At 55.4% G+C, this 15,990-nt stretch carries 14 protein-coding genes; 5 read left to right on the top strand and 9 right to left on the bottom strand.

Annotation, left to right across the window (positions count from 1 at the left end; all coding sequences use genetic code 11):
- Position 1 precedes the first annotated feature (1 nt).
- From H8K27_RS10085 to H8K27_RS10105, 5 genes are all read left to right on the top strand, one after another.
- Positions 2 to 1,228, top strand: a complete 1,227-nt coding sequence (locus H8K27_RS10085; RefSeq protein ID WP_186863032.1) for a type II secretion system F family protein — start codon at positions 2 to 4, stop codon at positions 1,226 to 1,228.
- A complete protein-coding gene (locus tag H8K27_RS10090; RefSeq protein WP_186863033.1) occupies positions 1,228 to 2,094 on the top strand; it encodes a prepilin peptidase in 867 nt (288 codons plus the stop codon). Before H8K27_RS10085 ends, H8K27_RS10090 begins: the two co-directional genes overlap by 1 nt.
- The gene (gene coaE, locus H8K27_RS10095) at positions 2,094 to 2,717 is read left to right on the top strand and encodes a dephospho-CoA kinase (RefSeq protein WP_186863034.1); all 624 of its coding nucleotides are present in this window, start codon (positions 2,094 to 2,096) and stop codon (positions 2,715 to 2,717) included. The genes H8K27_RS10090 and coaE overlap by 1 nt, the downstream gene beginning before the upstream one ends.
- 126 nt (positions 2,718 to 2,843) lie before the next feature.
- Positions 2,844 to 3,599, top strand: a complete 756-nt coding sequence (gene zapD / locus H8K27_RS10100) for a cell division protein ZapD (protein ID WP_186863035.1) — start codon at positions 2,844 to 2,846, stop codon at positions 3,597 to 3,599.
- A 7-nt stretch (positions 3,600 to 3,606) separates the two neighbouring features.
- Positions 3,607 to 3,801: a DNA gyrase inhibitor YacG gene (locus H8K27_RS10105; protein WP_186863036.1), complete on the top strand. Its 195-nt coding sequence runs from the start codon at positions 3,607 to 3,609 to the stop codon at positions 3,799 to 3,801.
- A gap of 17 nt (positions 3,802 to 3,818) precedes the next feature.
- Here H8K27_RS10105 and H8K27_RS10110 read toward each other — a convergent pair whose 3' ends face one another.
- From H8K27_RS10110 to secA, 9 genes are all read right to left on the bottom strand, one after another.
- A complete protein-coding gene (locus H8K27_RS10110; protein ID WP_186863037.1) occupies positions 3,819 to 5,378 on the bottom strand; it encodes a sigma-54-dependent transcriptional regulator in 1,560 nt (519 codons plus the stop codon).
- A gap of 17 nt (positions 5,379 to 5,395) precedes the next feature.
- Positions 5,396 to 5,956: a hypothetical protein gene (locus H8K27_RS10115; protein ID WP_186863038.1), complete on the bottom strand. Its 561-nt coding sequence runs from the start codon at positions 5,954 to 5,956 to the stop codon at positions 5,396 to 5,398.
- The gene (locus tag H8K27_RS10120) at positions 5,953 to 7,245 is read right to left on the bottom strand and encodes a D-amino acid dehydrogenase (protein WP_186863039.1); all 1,293 of its coding nucleotides are present in this window, start codon (positions 7,243 to 7,245) and stop codon (positions 5,953 to 5,955) included. The genes H8K27_RS10115 and H8K27_RS10120 overlap by 4 nt, the downstream gene beginning before the upstream one ends.
- Entirely contained in the window at positions 7,242 to 8,444 is a 1,203-nt protein-coding gene (gene alr / locus H8K27_RS10125; RefSeq protein WP_186863040.1) for an alanine racemase, read from the bottom strand. The genes H8K27_RS10120 and alr overlap by 4 nt, the downstream gene beginning before the upstream one ends.
- A 410-nt stretch (positions 8,445 to 8,854) precedes the next feature.
- Entirely contained in the window at positions 8,855 to 9,292 is a 438-nt protein-coding gene (locus H8K27_RS10130; protein WP_186863041.1) for an NUDIX domain-containing protein, read from the bottom strand.
- Positions 9,285 to 10,163 carry an ATP-binding protein gene (locus tag H8K27_RS10135; RefSeq protein ID WP_186863042.1) on the bottom strand — a complete coding sequence of 293 codons (879 nt, stop codon included), beginning with the start codon at positions 10,161 to 10,163 and terminating at the stop codon, positions 9,285 to 9,287. The genes H8K27_RS10130 and H8K27_RS10135 overlap by 8 nt, the downstream gene beginning before the upstream one ends.
- Positions 10,164 to 10,171: 8 nt before the next feature.
- Positions 10,172 to 11,410 (bottom strand): bifunctional glutamate N-acetyltransferase/amino-acid acetyltransferase ArgJ, encoded by a 1,239-nt coding sequence (argJ, locus tag H8K27_RS10140; RefSeq protein ID WP_186863043.1) that lies wholly within the window; start codon positions 11,408 to 11,410, stop codon positions 10,172 to 10,174.
- 156 nt (positions 11,411 to 11,566) lie between these two features.
- The gene (locus tag H8K27_RS10145) at positions 11,567 to 12,775 is read right to left on the bottom strand and encodes an acyl-CoA dehydrogenase family protein (protein ID WP_186863044.1); all 1,209 of its coding nucleotides are present in this window, start codon (positions 12,773 to 12,775) and stop codon (positions 11,567 to 11,569) included.
- A 383-nt stretch (positions 12,776 to 13,158) separates the two neighbouring features.
- Entirely contained in the window at positions 13,159 to 15,918 is a 2,760-nt protein-coding gene (gene secA / locus H8K27_RS10150) for a preprotein translocase subunit SecA (RefSeq protein WP_186863045.1), read from the bottom strand.
- Positions 15,919 to 15,990: the final 72 nt, after the last annotated feature.

The following is a 15,990-nucleotide window of genomic DNA, read 5'->3' on the forward strand; positions in this document are numbered from 1 at the left end:
AATGGCCACTAATGCAGCCAAGCCAGCAAAACAAACCAAAGAAATTCTCTATGCCTGGGAAGGTAAGGATAAATTCGGAAAAACCGTGCAAGGAGAATTACGCGCCGGCGGCGAAGCGATTGTCAATGCCACGTTGCGCCGTCAGGGAATTCTGGTCACCAAGCTGAAAAAGAAAAGCTACAGTACCGGCAAAAAAATTACGGATGCAGATATCACGCTGTTTACCCGTCAGCTGGCGACCATGATGAAGGCAGGCGTGCCGCTGCTGCAATCTTTCGATATCGTGGCAAAGGGTAATGCCAATGCATCCGTTTCCAAACTGCTGCAGGATATCCGCGCCGACGTTGAAACCGGGACTAGTCTGAATCAGGCATTTCGCAAGTATCCACTGTATTTTGACCCCCTGTTCTGCAATCTGGTCGGAGCGGGTGAGCAGGCCGGTATTCTGGAAGATCTGCTGACGCGACTGGCGCTGTACAAAGAAAAAACCATGTCGATCAAAAAGAAGATCAAGTCCGCGCTGACTTATCCGATCGCCATTTTATCGGTTGCGTTTATTGTGACTGCGGTCATCATGATCTGGGTGGTGCCAGCCTTTAAGCAGGTGTTTACCAGCTTTGGCGCCGATCTCCCTGCGCCGACCCTGTTCGTCATGGCTGTTTCGGATTTCTTCGTCAGTTACTGGTACATCATTTTTGGTGGTCTGTTTGGCAGTGTCTATTTCTTTTTCCAGGCATGGCGCCGCTCTCTGCAAATGCAAAGAACCATGGATAGACTGCTGTTGCAGGCGCCAATCTTTGGCGCAGTCATCCGCAAGGCGACCATTGCGCGCTGGACCAGAACGCTGGCCACGATGTTTGCGGCCGGCGTGCCTCTGGTCGAATCTCTGGATTCCGTGGGCGGTGCTGCAGGTAATGCAGTTTATCTTGATGCCACGATCAAGATCCAGACCGAAGTCAGTACCGGTACCAGCCTGACAGTGGCGATGCAGAATTCGAATGTCTTTCCGACCATGGTGACGCAGATGGTAGCGATCGGCGAAGAATCCGGTGCGCTCGACAATATGCTCGGCAAAGTCGCTGACTTTTATGAAGAGGAAGTGGATGAAGCCGTTGCGTCGTTATCCAGCCTGATGGAACCTCTGATCATGGTCATTCTGGGTGTGCTGATTGGTGGCCTGGTGGTGTCCATGTACTTACCAATTTTCAAGTTAGGCTCTGTGGTCTGATGCTGTCTGAATACATTTTCTTTACCTTGCCCGGAAACCCTGTGAGCACGGCGGTCTGGGCTATTTTCGGATTACTGGTGGGCAGCTTTCTGAATGTTGTCATTTATCGCCTGCCGAAAATGATGCAGCGGGAATCAGACAATTACGTCGCCAGTGAATCAGGACAGCCGCTGCCGCATACAGACCGTTTCAGTCTTGTGCTGCCGCGCTCGGCCTGTCCGCATTGCGGCCACCAGATCACAGCGCTGGAGAATATACCGGTGATCAGTTACCTGCTGATCGGTGGCCGGTGCACCAGCTGCAAATCCCCGATTTCAATCCGCTATCCACTGGTCGAACTGTTCACCTGTCTCTTATCAGCAGCAATGATCTGGCATTTTGGCAGCGGCCTGGCCGGACTGTCGGCCATGGTACTGGGCTTTTTTCTGATCGCCATGACCATGATCGATGCTGACACGCAATTATTGCCGGACGACCTGACCTTGCCTCTGATATGGTTAGGTTTGCTGGTCAATCTGAATGGCACATTCACCTCGCTGCCTTCTGCCGTGATGGGTGCAGTCGCCGGCTATCTGTCACTCTGGAGTATTTATTGGCTTTTCAAGCTCGCAACGGGCAAAGAAGGCATGGGCTACGGAGATTTTAAATTGCTGGCCGCACTCGGTGCCTGGATGGGATGGGCCATGCTGCCGGTGATTCTGCTGCTGTCTTCGGTTGTCGGTGCAGTGGTCGGGATCATCATGATCCTGTTGTCCCGCATGGGCAGAAACACCCCCCTGCCTTTCGGTCCTTATCTGGCAGGTGCCGGTCTGATCGCCTTATTCTTCGGCAAGAAACTGGTCGCCATGTATCTGGGCGGAGTTTGATGTCACGGCGTTTCAGTATCGGCCTGACTGGCGGTATCGGGAGCGGCAAGACCACCATCGCCAACATGTTTGCCGGGTACGGAGCGGCGATTGTGGATACCGACCTGATCGCACATGAACTGACCTGCCCGCAAGGACTGGCGATGCCAGCGATTCTGAGCAGATTTGGGCCGCAGTTCGTCAATCCCGATGGGTCCATGAACCGGCAACGGATGCGCGAACATGTCTTTTCTAATCCGGATGCCAGACATCAGCTTGAACAGATTCTGCATCCGCTGATCCGGCAGCAAACCGAACAGGCAGCACAAACGACGCCTGGTCTCTACCTGATTTTCGTTGTGCCGCTACTGACTGAGTCCGGCAACTGGCGGCAGAAGGCCGACCGGATACTGGTGATCGACTGCGAAGAGCAGACCCAGATACAAAGAGTCATGCAGCGCAATCATCTCTCGCAACAGCAGGTCATGGATATCATGCACGCGCAGGCGACCCGGCAACAAAGGGCTGAAATTGCCGATGACATAATCTTCAATGACGGTGATTTGCACCTGATCCGGCAGCACGTTTTTGAACTGCACCGGAAATATCTGCAACTGGCAGGCATCCCGCCGGATCAGAACTGAAACCGCAGCAATGTCCGGCTGGTTTGTGTGACAAAAAAATTGCACGCGGCATTTGTATTTTCCCGCAGTATGGTTCAGAATCACGTGATACTTGTGTTGGCACAAATCTAAAACAGGGACACTATTTTGATTGTTTACGAATACCCTTTCAATGAGCGTATTCGCACGCTGTTGCGGTTGGAAGACCTGTACGAAAAATTCATTTTTTTCCTGCATCAGTCTGATCCTTTACAGCATCATGTGGCGCTTTCCACCATTTTCGAAATGCTGGAAGTAGCAGGACGTGCTGACCTCAAATCAGACCTGTTGCAGGAACTTGAGCGACAAAAGCACACATTGATCAGTTTCCGCTCCAACCCGAATGTGCAGACAGACATGCTGGACAAGGTACTGGAAGACGTGGACCGTGCCAGCAGCGCACTGATTGCCTGCACTGGCAAGACGGGACAGAATGTACGGGACAATGAGTGGCTGATGAGTATTCGCGGCAGAACGATTATTCCCGGCGGCGCCTGCGAGTTTGATCTGCCCAGTTATCATGCCTGGCAAAAAAACCCTGCTGAAAAACGGTTTGCCGATATTTCCGCCTGGTTTGCACCGATTGCCCCTTTATTCGATGCCATTAACGTCGTACTGCGCCTGCTGCGTGAATCCGGCACCACCGCCAAAGTCGTTGCCCAGGCTGGCAGTTATCAACAGATGCTGCAGGGGAAAATCTATCAGTTGCTGCGTGTCAGCGTAGTACAGGAACTGGGAGCGATTCCTGAAATTTCAGCCAACAAATATATGCTCTGGATACGTTTCATGTCACAGGGAGGCGATATGAAGCCCAAAGCGGTTGAAAACGATATCCCGTTTGATCTGACACTCTGTAATTTTTAAAGAATCCATGGTTACCAAGGTAAATTGTCCGACCTGTCACGAGCAGGTTGAATGGGTGGAAGCCAGTCGCTGGCGCCCATTTTGCTCGGAGCGCTGCAAACAGATTGATCTCGGCGCATGGGCGGAAGAAAAATACAGCATCCCGGCAGTGAATTTGCCGGAAGACCCGAATACTGACGCTTCACTGAATCCGGACGCCTGAGCCTGCTGATTACTGCGCTAGCGTTTTTTCGGAATCCCGTATTTCCTGAGTTTGCCAGCGATCATGGAATGCGAGGTTTTCAGCCTGGCGGCAAGCTTCCGGCTGGAAGGGTATTGCGGATAGAGTCGTTCCAGCAGGGATTGCTCAAACAGGTCAACTGAAGCATCCCAGTCTTCGGCCACATCAAGATTCACCTCATCGGCGCTGATGCTGCCCTCTGCCCAATCCAGGTCTGCCGCATCCAGCACCCGCTGATCCGACATAGTGATCGCCCGGAACACCACGTTCTGCAATTGCCTTACATTGCCCGGCCAGCGGTTCGACACCAGCGCCGCGCAGGCGGAGGCATTCAGGCGGCATACGGCTTTCTGCGACTGGGTGCAGGCGCGTTCGATGAAATGCGCCGCCAGCGGCAAAATGTCATCCGGACGGTCACGCAGCGCCGGCATTTCCAGATGCAGCACATTCAGCCGGTAGAACAGATCTTCCCGGAACTGACCTTCCTGCACCATTTTCCGCAAATTACGGTGCGTCGCACTGATGATGCGGACATTGACACTGACTTCCTTGTCGCCGCCGATACGCCGGAATTTGCCGTCATTCAGAAACCGCAGCAGTTTTGCCTGTAAATACAGGGACATTTCGCCGATTTCGTCCAGAAACACGGTTCCACCGTCGGCCATTTCAAATAAACCCGGCTTGCCGCCGCGCTGCGCGCCGGTAAATGCGCCAGACATATAGCCAAACAATTCGCTTTCTGCCAGGCTCTCCGGCAGCGCGGCACAATTCAGCTCAAGGAACGGGGCATTGCTACGGTTACTGGCACCGTGGCAGGCTTTTGCCAGCAGCTCTTTCCCGGTGCCGGTTTCGCCGGTAATCAGCAAAGGCGCATCCACGACGGCGACCCGTGCCGCTTTTTTCTTAAGCGAACGGATTTGTTCAGATTCGCCGATGATCAGGTCAAAGCCGCTGCCAGCCGTGTTTTGCAGCGCATGAATCCGGCCGCCGATACGTGCCGGTGCATGGAATGTCAGCACGGCACCGAGCGACTTCACCAGCAAGGCCGGTTCCGGCAGCAATGGTTCAGAAACCGGTGTGACATCCATAAAAAAAGGTTCGCCGTTCAGAATCACTTCCCGGCTGGGAATGCGGAAACTGCTACGGAGCAATTCATTCTGGATTTCGGCATCATCCAGTATCTGCGACAGACTCAGGCGGCACAGACTGGCTTCCGTCATGCCCGCCACAGCAGCAGCAGCGGCATTGGCAATCACGACGCAGCCATTGCCATCAATCGCCAGCACCGGGTCTTCCATCACCGCCATGATGGTGTCCAGATGCAGGCGGCGGCGCATGCCAGGCAAAACATCGATCACCTGAATTTCGCCTACGCCGCGCACTTGCTGACAGTCCTGCCGCAATTCCGGCAGCATGTATTCGAGCAGATCCGGACTATCGATATAAATCTGTGGCGGATCCACTTCGACCGCCACCACATTCAGGCCCCGCTTCGCGAGTACGGCCAGAATCTCATGCGCAATACCAACCCGGTCCCTGAACTGTATATTGATGCGCATTGAGGAAGAGAGAAATATTAATAAGGTTCGGGGATATACACACGTGGCCGCGCGTGCTGGCTGCGGAAGCCGGCAGCCGTTGCCAGTCCGCGCAAACGGCTCAGATCAAACTGCTCCAGCTGCTGTACCACGGCGCGGTTCACGGTCATTTTAACCTGCATCATGAGCAGATCCACGCTTTGCTGGCTGCTGCTGCGGGAGGGAGAGGCCTGTTCATCAGTCGCTTCTGCACTATCTGCGGTCTGTGCAGCGGCTTTCAGCGCGGCACGCTCTTCAGCTTCCACGAAACAGCGATACACGTCGGCCAGCGTGATGACGCCGTTGCAGTCACGGCAATGCCAGGCATCTTTTTCCTTGGCGTCACGACCGACCAGACCATCCTTGCTCAGGGTCGACAAAATAGAACGGATCATGCGTGGCGTCTGGCCGGTGGCCTGCTGCAGGCCGGCGACCGTGGTGGCACGTGGCATGACCACCATGATCTGCGCCAGCAATTCGATCGCCGTATAAAAACGGGTATTCAGATTGCTGTCAGCAAACACTTGGGTGGAGGACAGTAATTGTTCAAACTGGCTCATGCCAACTCCCTCGAAATAATGATAGGACGATTCACGCTGCCATAGCGATCCATATACAGTCCCTCTGTCGAAATCGCGGGCCTCTTACCCGAAACGATGTCGGCAATAAACTGTCCGGAACCGCAAGCCATGGTCCAGCCCAGCGTACCGTGCCCGGTATTGAGGAACAGATTGCGATACGGTGTCGGCCCGATGACCGGGGTGCCATCCGGCGTCATCGGGCGCAAGCCGGTCCAGAATTCAGCTTTGGCGACGTCGCCGCCACCCGGGAATAAATCTGTGACTGAAAATTCCAGCGTATCCCGCCGGTCACGCCGCAATTCGAGGTTATAACCGGTGATCTCAGCGGTACCGCCAACCCGGATGCGGTCGCCCAGACGGGTGATTGCCACCTTGTAGGTTTCATCCATGACGGTCGATTCCGGCGCGCGGCTGGCATCGGTGATCGGCACGGTGATCGAATAACCTTTGATCGGATATACCGGAATCCGGATGCCCAATTCACGCAGCATGATGGGAGAATAGCTGCCCAGCGCCAGCACATAGCTGTCTGCCTTGAATTCACCGGCAGAGGTCATGACTGAAGTAATCTGATCCCCTTCCTTCACCAGGCGTTCAATGCTGACGCCGTAGCGGAACTGCGCGCCCAGACCCTCTGCCAGCTTCGCCAGATTCTGGGTGAATTTAAAGCAGTCGCCGGTCTCGTCTCCTGGCAGACGCAATGCGCCGACGAATTTTTCCTGCACGTTTGCCAGCGCCGGTTCCACCTGCAGGCAACCCGCCTTGTCCAGTTTTTCGTATGGCACATCGTAACGCTTCAGAATGGCGATATCAGCCTCTGCGGCATCGAGCTGCGCCTGATTGCGGAACAGTTGCAGGGTGCCCTGCATCCGTTCGTCGTAATGGATACCGGTATCCGCACGCAATTGCTGCAAGACGTCGCGGCTGTATTCTGCCATGCGCAGCATCCGGCCTTTGTTCACTTCATAGCGGGCGGAAGTGCAGTTCATCAGCATCTGCATGACCCAGCGCCAAGTGTTCAGGTCAAAAGTGGGGCTGATTGCCAGCGGGCTGTGTTTCATCATCAGCCATTTAATGGCCTTTAACGGCACGCCGGGACCCGCCCAGGGTGCCGAGTAACCGGGAGAGACCTCGCCGGCATTGGCATAGCTGGTTTCCAGCGCCGGTGCGGGCTGACGCTCGATCACGGTGACTTCGTGACCGGCTTTTGCCAGAAAATATGCAGAGGCGGTACCAATAACGCCTGCTCCGAGAATGACGACTTTCATGCTGAGACTCCTTGACTGCCCATCAGTGCGGGGGTGAATTCTTCTTGATTAGTATTGCCTGCTGCCTGCCCGGCCCAGGTACCGGCGGCCGTGGCATCATTCATGTAATGACGCTGATAACGGGCACCGAGACTGGTCAGAATTTCATAACCGATCGTGCCTGCCTTCTCAGCAATCTGATCGACCGTATTGGTCGCTGAAATGAGGTCAACCAGCGCACCGGGGTACAGATCGGCCTCAGCGACCCCGGTCACATCCAGCGTGATCGTGTCCATGGAAACCTTGCCCACCATCGGTGCCGCCTGCCCCGCGATATGCGCGACGCCGCAATTACTGAGACTGCGCAGCCAGCCATCAGCATAGCCCACAGCCACGGTCGCAATGCGGCTGACCCGCGTGCTGCGCCAGGTCGCACCGTAGCCGACGCTGGTATTGGCCGGGATTTCGCGGGTCTGGATAATGCGTCCCTGCAGATACGCAACCGCCTTCATCGGATTGGCCTGACCGGCAACCGGCGCCACGCCGTACAAGGCAGCACCGGGGCGCGCCAGATCAAAATGAAAATCTGGTCCCAGGAAAATACCGGAAGAATTTGCCAGACTGCCCTTGGCGCCGGGGAATAACTGACGCAACAGGCGGAACTGATCGAGCTGCTGCCGGTTCATCGGATTGGCCTGATCTTCCGCGCAGGCCAGATGACTCATCACATGCGAGACGGCAATTCCATCTAACATACTGGAGTCTTGTTTCAGCTGCGCCACTTCAGCCGCAGACAATCCCATGCGCGCCATGCCGGTATCGATCTGCACAATCGCTGGCAATGCCCGCTGCTCCTGCTGCGCCAGCCGTTGCCAGGCCCGTATCTGCGGCAGACTGTTCAATACCGGTGTGCACTGATACGCCAGAAAATCAGCTTCGCAACCGACTGGAGAGCCGTGCATCACGATAATCTGGGCGGCTTGCTGCAAATGCGGACGCAAGGCAATGCCTTCTTCCAGATGCGCGACAAAAAAATGCCGGCACCCTTCTGCATACAGCGCCAGAGCGACTCTTTCCGCTCCCAGTCCATAAGCATCCGCCTTGACCGCAGCACCGCAGACTGCGGTACCCAGCCGATTCCGGAGCAAACGGTAGTTATCGCGCACTGCCTGCAAGTCGATATGCAGTACAGCGCCGGCTCTTGCTTCTATGTGTTGCATAGTGTTTGCACTCCATTACTTCAGAGAAATGAGATATTCACTCTTAGCAATGCCTGTGCCATCTGTCGTTATCACAATAATTCAAGGACTTAACCACGGTGTCGGTATGACACCCTGATACTGAATGTATACTTTTCAATACACCTGATGCCGTAAAACGGATGACCACATCTCATCACCAGTCTTAAGTGTACTCAAACAATGACGGTGTACAATAAAAAATACACCGTACTAATTTCAATACACCACAAAATAAAAAGGGTACAGAAAATAATCTCAGCCCGAAAAGTAACAGAGAATTGGCGAAATGACAGAGAAAGTTGCGCTAAAAAGACAACGCAACGCTCCGGATTGACAAGATGAAAAGCGGTAAAAAACGGCATGGTTATGCCGTTTTTGATTCACAGGTCTCAGTCTGGTATGGTCAGACTGGCATCAGTCTGCAATAAACCTAACCACGCCAGCAAGGGAATGGTTGCGGGCAGCAGCGGACTGACGCCGACACTGCCTTGCCAGGCAAACGCCTGCCCTTCCAGGCTTTGCGGTTCACCTTGCCATTCACGGCTGATGTAAAAATGCAGCCGGACATGCGCATGCGGATACACGTGTTCCACGCCGCACCAGGGTTCGGCACTGAGGATATGTATTCCCAGCTCCTCGACAAACTCCCGCTTCAGCGCATCCAGAATCGGCTCCCCCGGCTCGACTTTTCCTCCGGGGAATTCCCAGTAGCCGGCATACGGCTTGCCTTGCGGTCTTTGTCCAAGCAGTACGTCGCCATTGGGTGTCATCAGAATACCGACGGCAACATCAATCGGGCCTTGCCGCGCAACTGCCGTGTCACTCATGCACTACCCCATTCAGCCTGCCAGCGTAATCGCGTGCAAACTGCCACGCCACCCGTCCGGAGCGGGAGCCGCGCTGCAACGCCCAGCGCAGCGCTTCAGGGCGCGCCGCAGCAATCTGCTCTGCCGTGCAGGAAAAAGTCTGCAGCCAGTGCGCCACGATGCCGAGATAATCATCCTGCCGGAACGGATAAAACGAAACCCATAGTCCAAAGCGTTCGGACAAGGAAATTTTTTCCTCTACCGTTTCCCCCGGATGCAGGTCGCCGTCATCACCGTGCGTATAGCCGCTGTTGTCGGACATTTTTTCCGGCAGCAGATGGCGGCGGTTTGAGGTCGCATAGATCAGCACATTATCTGACTGCGCGGCAATACTGCCATCCAGTGCGACTTTCAATGCCTTGTAACCGGCTTCACCTTCTTCAAACGACAGATCGTCGCAAAAAACGATGAAGCGTTCAGGGCGTTCAGCCACCAGATCGACGATATCCGGCAGGTCTGCCAGGTCGGCTTTATCCACCTCGATCAGGCGCAGCCCCTGCGCGGCGAATTGTTGCAGACAGGCTTTGATCAGCGAGGATTTGCCGGTACCGCGGGCTCCCGTCAGCAGCACATTGTTTGCCGGTCTTCTCTGCACAAACTGCTGCGTGTTCTGGGCGATCTGGGCTTTCTGATCGGTGATGTGGTGCAGGTCATCCAGCGTGATCACGGAAGGATGGCGCACGACCTGCAAATAACCGCTGCCGCCGCGCTTGCGCCAGCGAAAGGCATATCCCGCCAGCCAGTCCGGTACGGGATGCGCCACCGGCAGCAGGGTTTCGAGGCGGGTCAGCACCTGCTCGGCACGGATCAGGAAATGCTCAAGCTGATTCATGGCAACACTCAGGAACGGTAATCGGCATTGATCGAAACGTAATCATGCGACAGGTCGCAAGTCCAGACGGTGGCCGCAGCATGACCGCGCGCCAGTCTGACGCGGATCGTGATCTCGCTTTGCTGCATGACGCGCTGGCCGTCCTGCTCCTGGTAATCGGGATTGCGCCCGCCGTTTTTCGCCACCCAGACATCATCCAGATACAGGTTCAGCTTGCTGACATCCAGATCGCCGACACCAGCATAACCAATCGCGGCCAGAATACGTCCCAGATTCGGATCGGAAGCAAAGAAAGCTGTTTTGACCAGCGGCGAATGCGCGATCGAATAAGCGATCTTGCGGCACTCGTCAACAGATTGCCCTTCTTCCACCGCAATCGTGATGAACTTGGTCGCACCTTCGCCATCGCGGATAATCATGTGCGCCAGTTTCTGTGCCAGTGCGGTCACGGCAGTAGCCAGCAATCGGTATTCGGGAGAGTCGATTTCAGTAATTTCCACCTCGCCGGCACCGGTGGCGATCAGCATGAAGGAATCATTGGTAGATGTATCACCATCAATCGTGATGCAGTTGAACGACTGATCTGCAGCCTGCTTCACCAGATGATCGAGCACCGGTTGCGCAACTTTGGCGTCCAGTGCCAGGTAGCCCAGCATGGTTGCCATATTCGGCTTGATCATGCCTGCACCTTTGCTGATGCCGGTCATCTGCACCGTCTTGCCATCAATCTGTACGGTGGCGGATGCCGCTTTCGGCTGCGTATCGGTGGTCATGATGGCTTCGGCAGCCTGGAACCAGTTGTCTTCTTTCAGATTCGCAATTGCCTTCGGCAAGCCGGCCACCAGCCGGTCTACCGGCAGTTGTTCGAGAATCACGCCGGTGGAAAACGGCAGGATCTGCGCCGCTTCGCACTGCAGCAATTCTGCCAGCGCAGCACAAGTGGCATTCGCAGCCGCCAGCCCGGTGTCGCCGGTACCGGCATTGGCGTTACCGGTATTCACCACCAGTGCGCGGATGGTACCAGTCGCCATCCGCAGCCCTTCCAGATGCGCCTTGGCGACCTGCACCGGGGCCGCACAGAAACGATTGGTGGTGAACACACCAGCCACGGTAGCCGTTGGCGCCAGTTCCATGACCAGCAGGTCTTTGCGGTTGGCTTTGCGGATTCCTGCTTCTGCGTAACCCAGACGGATACCTGCAACCGGCTTCAGATCAGCAGCAACAGGAAGGGGAGAATTAACGGCCATGGTAGTTTTCCTAGCGATGAAATCAAGCCGACATTGTAGGGCATTTTATTACGCTGCGATGCAGAAAACTGCGCCTGCCGTCTGCCTGTGGCCTGCCGCCGGCAGAGGAGCAAAACAGGCTGGCGGCAGGGTATTACGGAAGTGTGGAAACTGCGATCAGAGACCGACGATCATCTGCGCAATGATGTTTTTCTGGATTTCGTTGGAGCCGCCGTAAATCGACAGCTTGCGCATATTCAGATAATTGCTGCCCAGCGCACGGAGTTCGCCGGAAGTGGCGGCATAACCGGTAAATGCATCATCCATCGCCTCGCGCTGGAATGCCTGCGCCTGCGGTCCGGCAGCAAGCATCATCAGCTCGGTGATGTTTTGCTGAATTTCCGTGCCCTTGATTTTCAGAATCGAGGCTTCCGGTCCCGGTGCGCGCTGCTGCGCCTCGGCGGACAAAACACGTAAATTAGTCATCTCCAGCGCCATCAGGTCAATCTCAACCTGGGCAATCCGCTGTGCAAATTGCGCATCTTCCAGCAATGACACACCGTTGCGGCACTGCTTTTCGGCGAGCCGCTTGAGCCGCGCCAGTTCGCGTTTTGCAATTCCGATGCCGGCAATATTGGTGCGCTCATGCCCGAGCAGAAACTTGGCGTAAGTCCAGCCCTGATTTTCCTCGCCGACCAGATTCTGCGCCGGCACCCGGACCTGATCAAACCAGACTTCATTGACCTCGTGCGCGCCATCTGCAGTGATGATCGGCCGCACCGTCACGCCCGGGGTACGCATATCAATGAGCAGGAAGGAAATCCCGCGCTGCGGCTTGACCTCTTTGTCGGTACGCACCAGGCAAAAAATCCAGTCGGCATATTGCGCCAGCGTGGTCCAGGTTTTCTGGCCATTAACCAGATAATAATCACCATCGGCATCCCGCTGCCGTACCGCGCTGGTCTTGACGGCGGCCAGATCGGAGCCCGCGCCGGGCTCGGAATAGCCCTGACACCACCATTCTTCACCCGCCAGAATCTTCGGTAAAAACCGTTGTTGTTGCGCTGGGGATCCGAATTCCATCAGCACCGGCGCCACCATCTTGATACCGAACGGTGGCAGCCGCGGCGCACCAGCGGCAGAACAGGCTTCATCAAACAGGTATTTTTGTACCGCATTCCAGCCAGTGCCGCCAAACGCCTGCGGCCAGGTACTGCCACCCCAGCCACGGGCATGCAGGATGCGCTGCCAGCGCAGGTAATCGTCACGCTGCAAAGGCCAGCCCTGCCGCACCTTGTCACGGATATCCGCCGGTAATGCCTGCGCCAGAAAGGTCTGCACTTCCTGACGAAACGCCAGATCAGCCGCACTCAGATTCAAATCCATAGACACTCCACACAGAATGGTCGGAACAAGGGAAACAGAAACTTTCAGAACGAGTATGCCGGAAATCGGCAGGCAAGGCAGCCAGCTCGGCAACGTCAATGCTTCCTGCGCCACAGAACCCATTGCGCAGAAATATACTCCCCCGATGTTTTATCAAAACCGACCTGACATCCAGATAGAGATTGGGCGTTTATAAATACTCCCTGGGAGTATATTTTTAATGCTTCCAGACATTAAAAATATTCATGCGGGCAACAACATGGACGCGACATTCATGACCAATAAAAAAGGGATGAGTTTCCTCATCCCTTTCTCTGTCTGCACATGCTTGCAAATGCTTCACGTACCTTCGTTTGCCTGATCCGGTCAGCTCACGTGGTTGCTCAGGCCAGCTTGCCGTGACACTGCTTGTATTTCTTGCCGCTGCCGCACGGACAAGGGTCATTGCGGCCCACCTTTAAGCCATAGACCATTTCCGGCTGGCCGTCGCTCTCCAGTGCAGCTGGCGCCAGCATATCTTCAGGGGAAGCATTGGCGTCGAAGTCCGCGTGCTGGTAATGCACGTTTTCGACCTGCGGCTGTGCCATCTGCTCTTCCGCCGCCTCGATTTCTTCGCGCGACTGGATCCGCACCGTGACCACGGTCCGGATCACTTCGCCTTTAATCAGGTCCAGCATTTGCGCGAACAGTTCAAAGGCTTCACGTTTGTATTCCTGTTTCGGATTTTTCTGCGCATAACCGCGCAGATGAATACCCTGGCGCAGATGGTCCAGCGCTGCCAGGTGCTCGCGCCAGTGGGTGTCGATGCTCTGCAACATCACGCTGCGCTCAAAGCCCGCAAATGATTCTTTACCGACCAGCGCCACTTTGGCATCGTATGCCGCATCGGCGGCTTGCTGCACGCGCGCCAGAATGTCTTCGTCCACCAGATTCGGCTCGTCAGCGAGCATTTTCTTCAGCGGCACATCCAGCGCCCATTCCGATGCCAGCACGGCTTCGAGCCCGGCGATGTCCCATTGCTCTTCAACCGATTCGGCAGGCACATACGTTCTGACGACATCGGTAAACATGCCATGCCGCAGCGATGTCATCAGTTCGGTAATATCCTGCGCTTCAAGCAATTCATTACGCTGCTGGTAAATGACTTTACGCTGATCGTTCGCCACGTCATCGTATTCGAGCAACTGTTTGCGGATATCGAAGTTGCGTGCCTCGACTTTACGCTGGGCAGATTCGATAGAACGGCTGACGATACCGGCTTCGATCGGTTCGCCCTCCGGCATTTTCAGACGTTCCATGATCGCGCGCACGCGGTCACCGGCAAAAATGCGCAGCAACTGATCATCGAGCGACAGATAGAAACGGCTGGAACCCGGATCGCCCTGACGGCCGGAGCGGCCGCGCAGCTGGTTGTCCACCCGGCGGGATTCGTGACGTTCGGTACCAATGATATGCAGACCGCCTGCGTTCACCACTTTTTCATGCAGCGACTGCCATTCATCACGCAGTTTTTGCGATTGCGCCTGTTTTTCAGCATCCGACAGGGCAGCGTTTGCTTCGATCATCTGGACCTGTTTGGCGACATTGCCACCGAGGACGATATCGGTACCGCGCCCCGCCATATTGGTCGCAATCGTGATCGCCTGCGGACGTCCTGCCTGCGCGACGATTTCCGCCTCGCGCGCATGCTGTTTTGCATTAAGTACGTTATGCGGCAGTTTCGCCTTCGTCAAAATGCCGGACAACAGCTCGGAATTTTCAATCGAGGTGGTCCCGACCAGCACCGGCTGACCGCGCTCGTAGCAATCCTGAATATCTTTCAGCATCGCGCCGTATTTTTCCTCGGCCGATTTATACACCTGATCCTGACGGTCTTTGCGCTGGGACGGACGGTTCGGCGGAATCACCACGGTTTCCAGACCGTAAATTTCCTGGAATTCATACGCTTCGGTATCTGCCGTACCGGTCATGCCGGACAGCTTGGCGTACATACGGAAATAATTCTGGAAAGTGATCGACGCCAGTGTCTGGTTTTCGTTCTGGATGCGCACACCTTCCTTGGCTTCAACCGCCTGATGCAAGCCGTCCGACCAGCGACGGCCGGTCATCATACGGCCAGTAAATTCATCCACGATCACGATTTCATCGTCCAGCACCACATAATGCTGGTCTTTGAAATACAGCGCATGGGCGCGCAGCGCCGCATACAGATGATGGATCAGCGTGATATGCGCAGGATCGTACAGCGATGCGCCTTCCGGCAGCAGGCCCATCTGGGTCAGGATTTTTTCGGCTTTGTCATGCCCTGCTTCGGTCAGCAGAACCTGATGCGCTTTTTCATCTTTGGTGTAATCACCGGGGACTTCGATGACGCCTTTGCCATCCGGTGTTTCTTCGCCGATCTGCAAAGTCAGCAGCTTCGGCACTTCGTTCATTTTGTAATACAGCTCGGTGTGATTTTCTGCCTGTCCCGAAATAATCAGCGGTGTGCGGGCTTCATCGATCAGGATCGAATCGACCTCGTCCACCACCGCGAAATTCAGGCTGCGCTGCACGCGTTCCTTGGCCTCGAACACCATATTGTCGCGCAGGTAGTCAAAACCGAATTCGTTATTCGTACCGTAAGTGATGTCGGAGGCATACGCTTCCTGCTTGGCATCGTGATCGAGCTGCGACAGGTTGATGCCGGTGCTGAGACCCAGCCAGCCGTACAGTTGCCCCATCCATTCGGCATCGCGTTGCGCCAGATAGTCATTCACCGTCACCACATGCACGCCTTTGCCGGACAGCGCATTGAGGTAAATCGGCAGGGTACCCATCAGGGTTTTACCTTCACCGGTCCCCATTTCCGCGATTTTCCCGTAATGCAGCACCATCCCGCCGATCATCTGGACGTCGAAGTGGCGCATTTTCAAGACGCGCTTACTGGCTTCGCGGCATACCGCGAATGCTTCGACCAGCAGATCATCGAGCGTTTCGCCTTTCGCAACGCGGGCCTTGAATTCAGCAGTCTTGGCTTGTAATGCCTCGTCTGACAGCGCCTCGAACTGAGGTTCCAGTGCGTTGATCTGACGCACCGTTTTTTGGTATTGCTTCAAAAGCCGCTGATTACGGCTGCCGAATATCTTGGTCAGGAATGACATGCTATGAACGAAAAGTTAAATTCTGGAAAAAGATTGCCGCAATACTTGCCTTCACAGCAACATTAAGGGATA

The sequence above is a fragment of the Cognatundibacterium griseum genome (assembly GCF_014284195.1).
In the GTDB taxonomy this organism is placed as follows: domain Bacteria; phylum Pseudomonadota; class Gammaproteobacteria; order Burkholderiales; family Burkholderiaceae_D; genus Undibacterium; species Undibacterium griseum.

What these genes read in the sequence shown, in the direction of transcription:
- H8K27_RS10105 (WP_186863036.1), top strand. Translation starts at nt 3,607, where the DNA reads ATGGTTACCAAGGTAAATTGTCCGACCTGTCACGAGCAGGTTGAATGG.
- H8K27_RS10090 (WP_186863033.1), top strand. Translation starts at nt 1,228, where the DNA reads ATGCTGTCTGAATACATTTTCTTTACCTTGCCCGGAAACCCTGTGAGC.
- argJ (WP_186863043.1), bottom strand. Translation starts at nt 11,410, where the DNA reads ATGGCCGTTAATTCTCCCCTTCCTGTTGCTGCTGATCTGAAGCCGGTT.
- alr (WP_186863040.1), bottom strand. Translation starts at nt 8,444, where the DNA reads ATGCAACACATAGAAGCAAGAGCCGGCGCTGTACTGCATATCGACTTG.
- H8K27_RS10135 (WP_186863042.1), bottom strand. Translation starts at nt 10,163, where the DNA reads ATGAATCAGCTTGAGCATTTCCTGATCCGTGCCGAGCAGGTGCTGACC.
- H8K27_RS10115 (WP_186863038.1), bottom strand. Translation starts at nt 5,956, where the DNA reads ATGAGCCAGTTTGAACAATTACTGTCCTCCACCCAAGTGTTTGCTGAC.
- H8K27_RS10110 (WP_186863037.1), bottom strand. Translation starts at nt 5,378, where the DNA reads ATGCGCATCAATATACAGTTCAGGGACCGGGTTGGTATTGCGCATGAG.
- coaE (WP_186863034.1), top strand. Translation starts at nt 2,094, where the DNA reads ATGTCACGGCGTTTCAGTATCGGCCTGACTGGCGGTATCGGGAGCGGC.
- H8K27_RS10130 (WP_186863041.1), bottom strand. Translation starts at nt 9,292, where the DNA reads ATGAGTGACACGGCAGTTGCGCGGCAAGGCCCGATTGATGTTGCCGTC.
- H8K27_RS10085 (WP_186863032.1), top strand. Translation starts at nt 2, where the DNA reads ATGGCCACTAATGCAGCCAAGCCAGCAAAACAAACCAAAGAAATTCTC.
- secA (WP_186863045.1), bottom strand. Translation starts at nt 15,918, where the DNA reads ATGTCATTCCTGACCAAGATATTCGGCAGCCGTAATCAGCGGCTTTTG.
- H8K27_RS10120 (WP_186863039.1), bottom strand. Translation starts at nt 7,245, where the DNA reads ATGAAAGTCGTCATTCTCGGAGCAGGCGTTATTGGTACCGCCTCTGCA.
- H8K27_RS10145 (WP_186863044.1), bottom strand. Translation starts at nt 12,775, where the DNA reads ATGGATTTGAATCTGAGTGCGGCTGATCTGGCGTTTCGTCAGGAAGTG.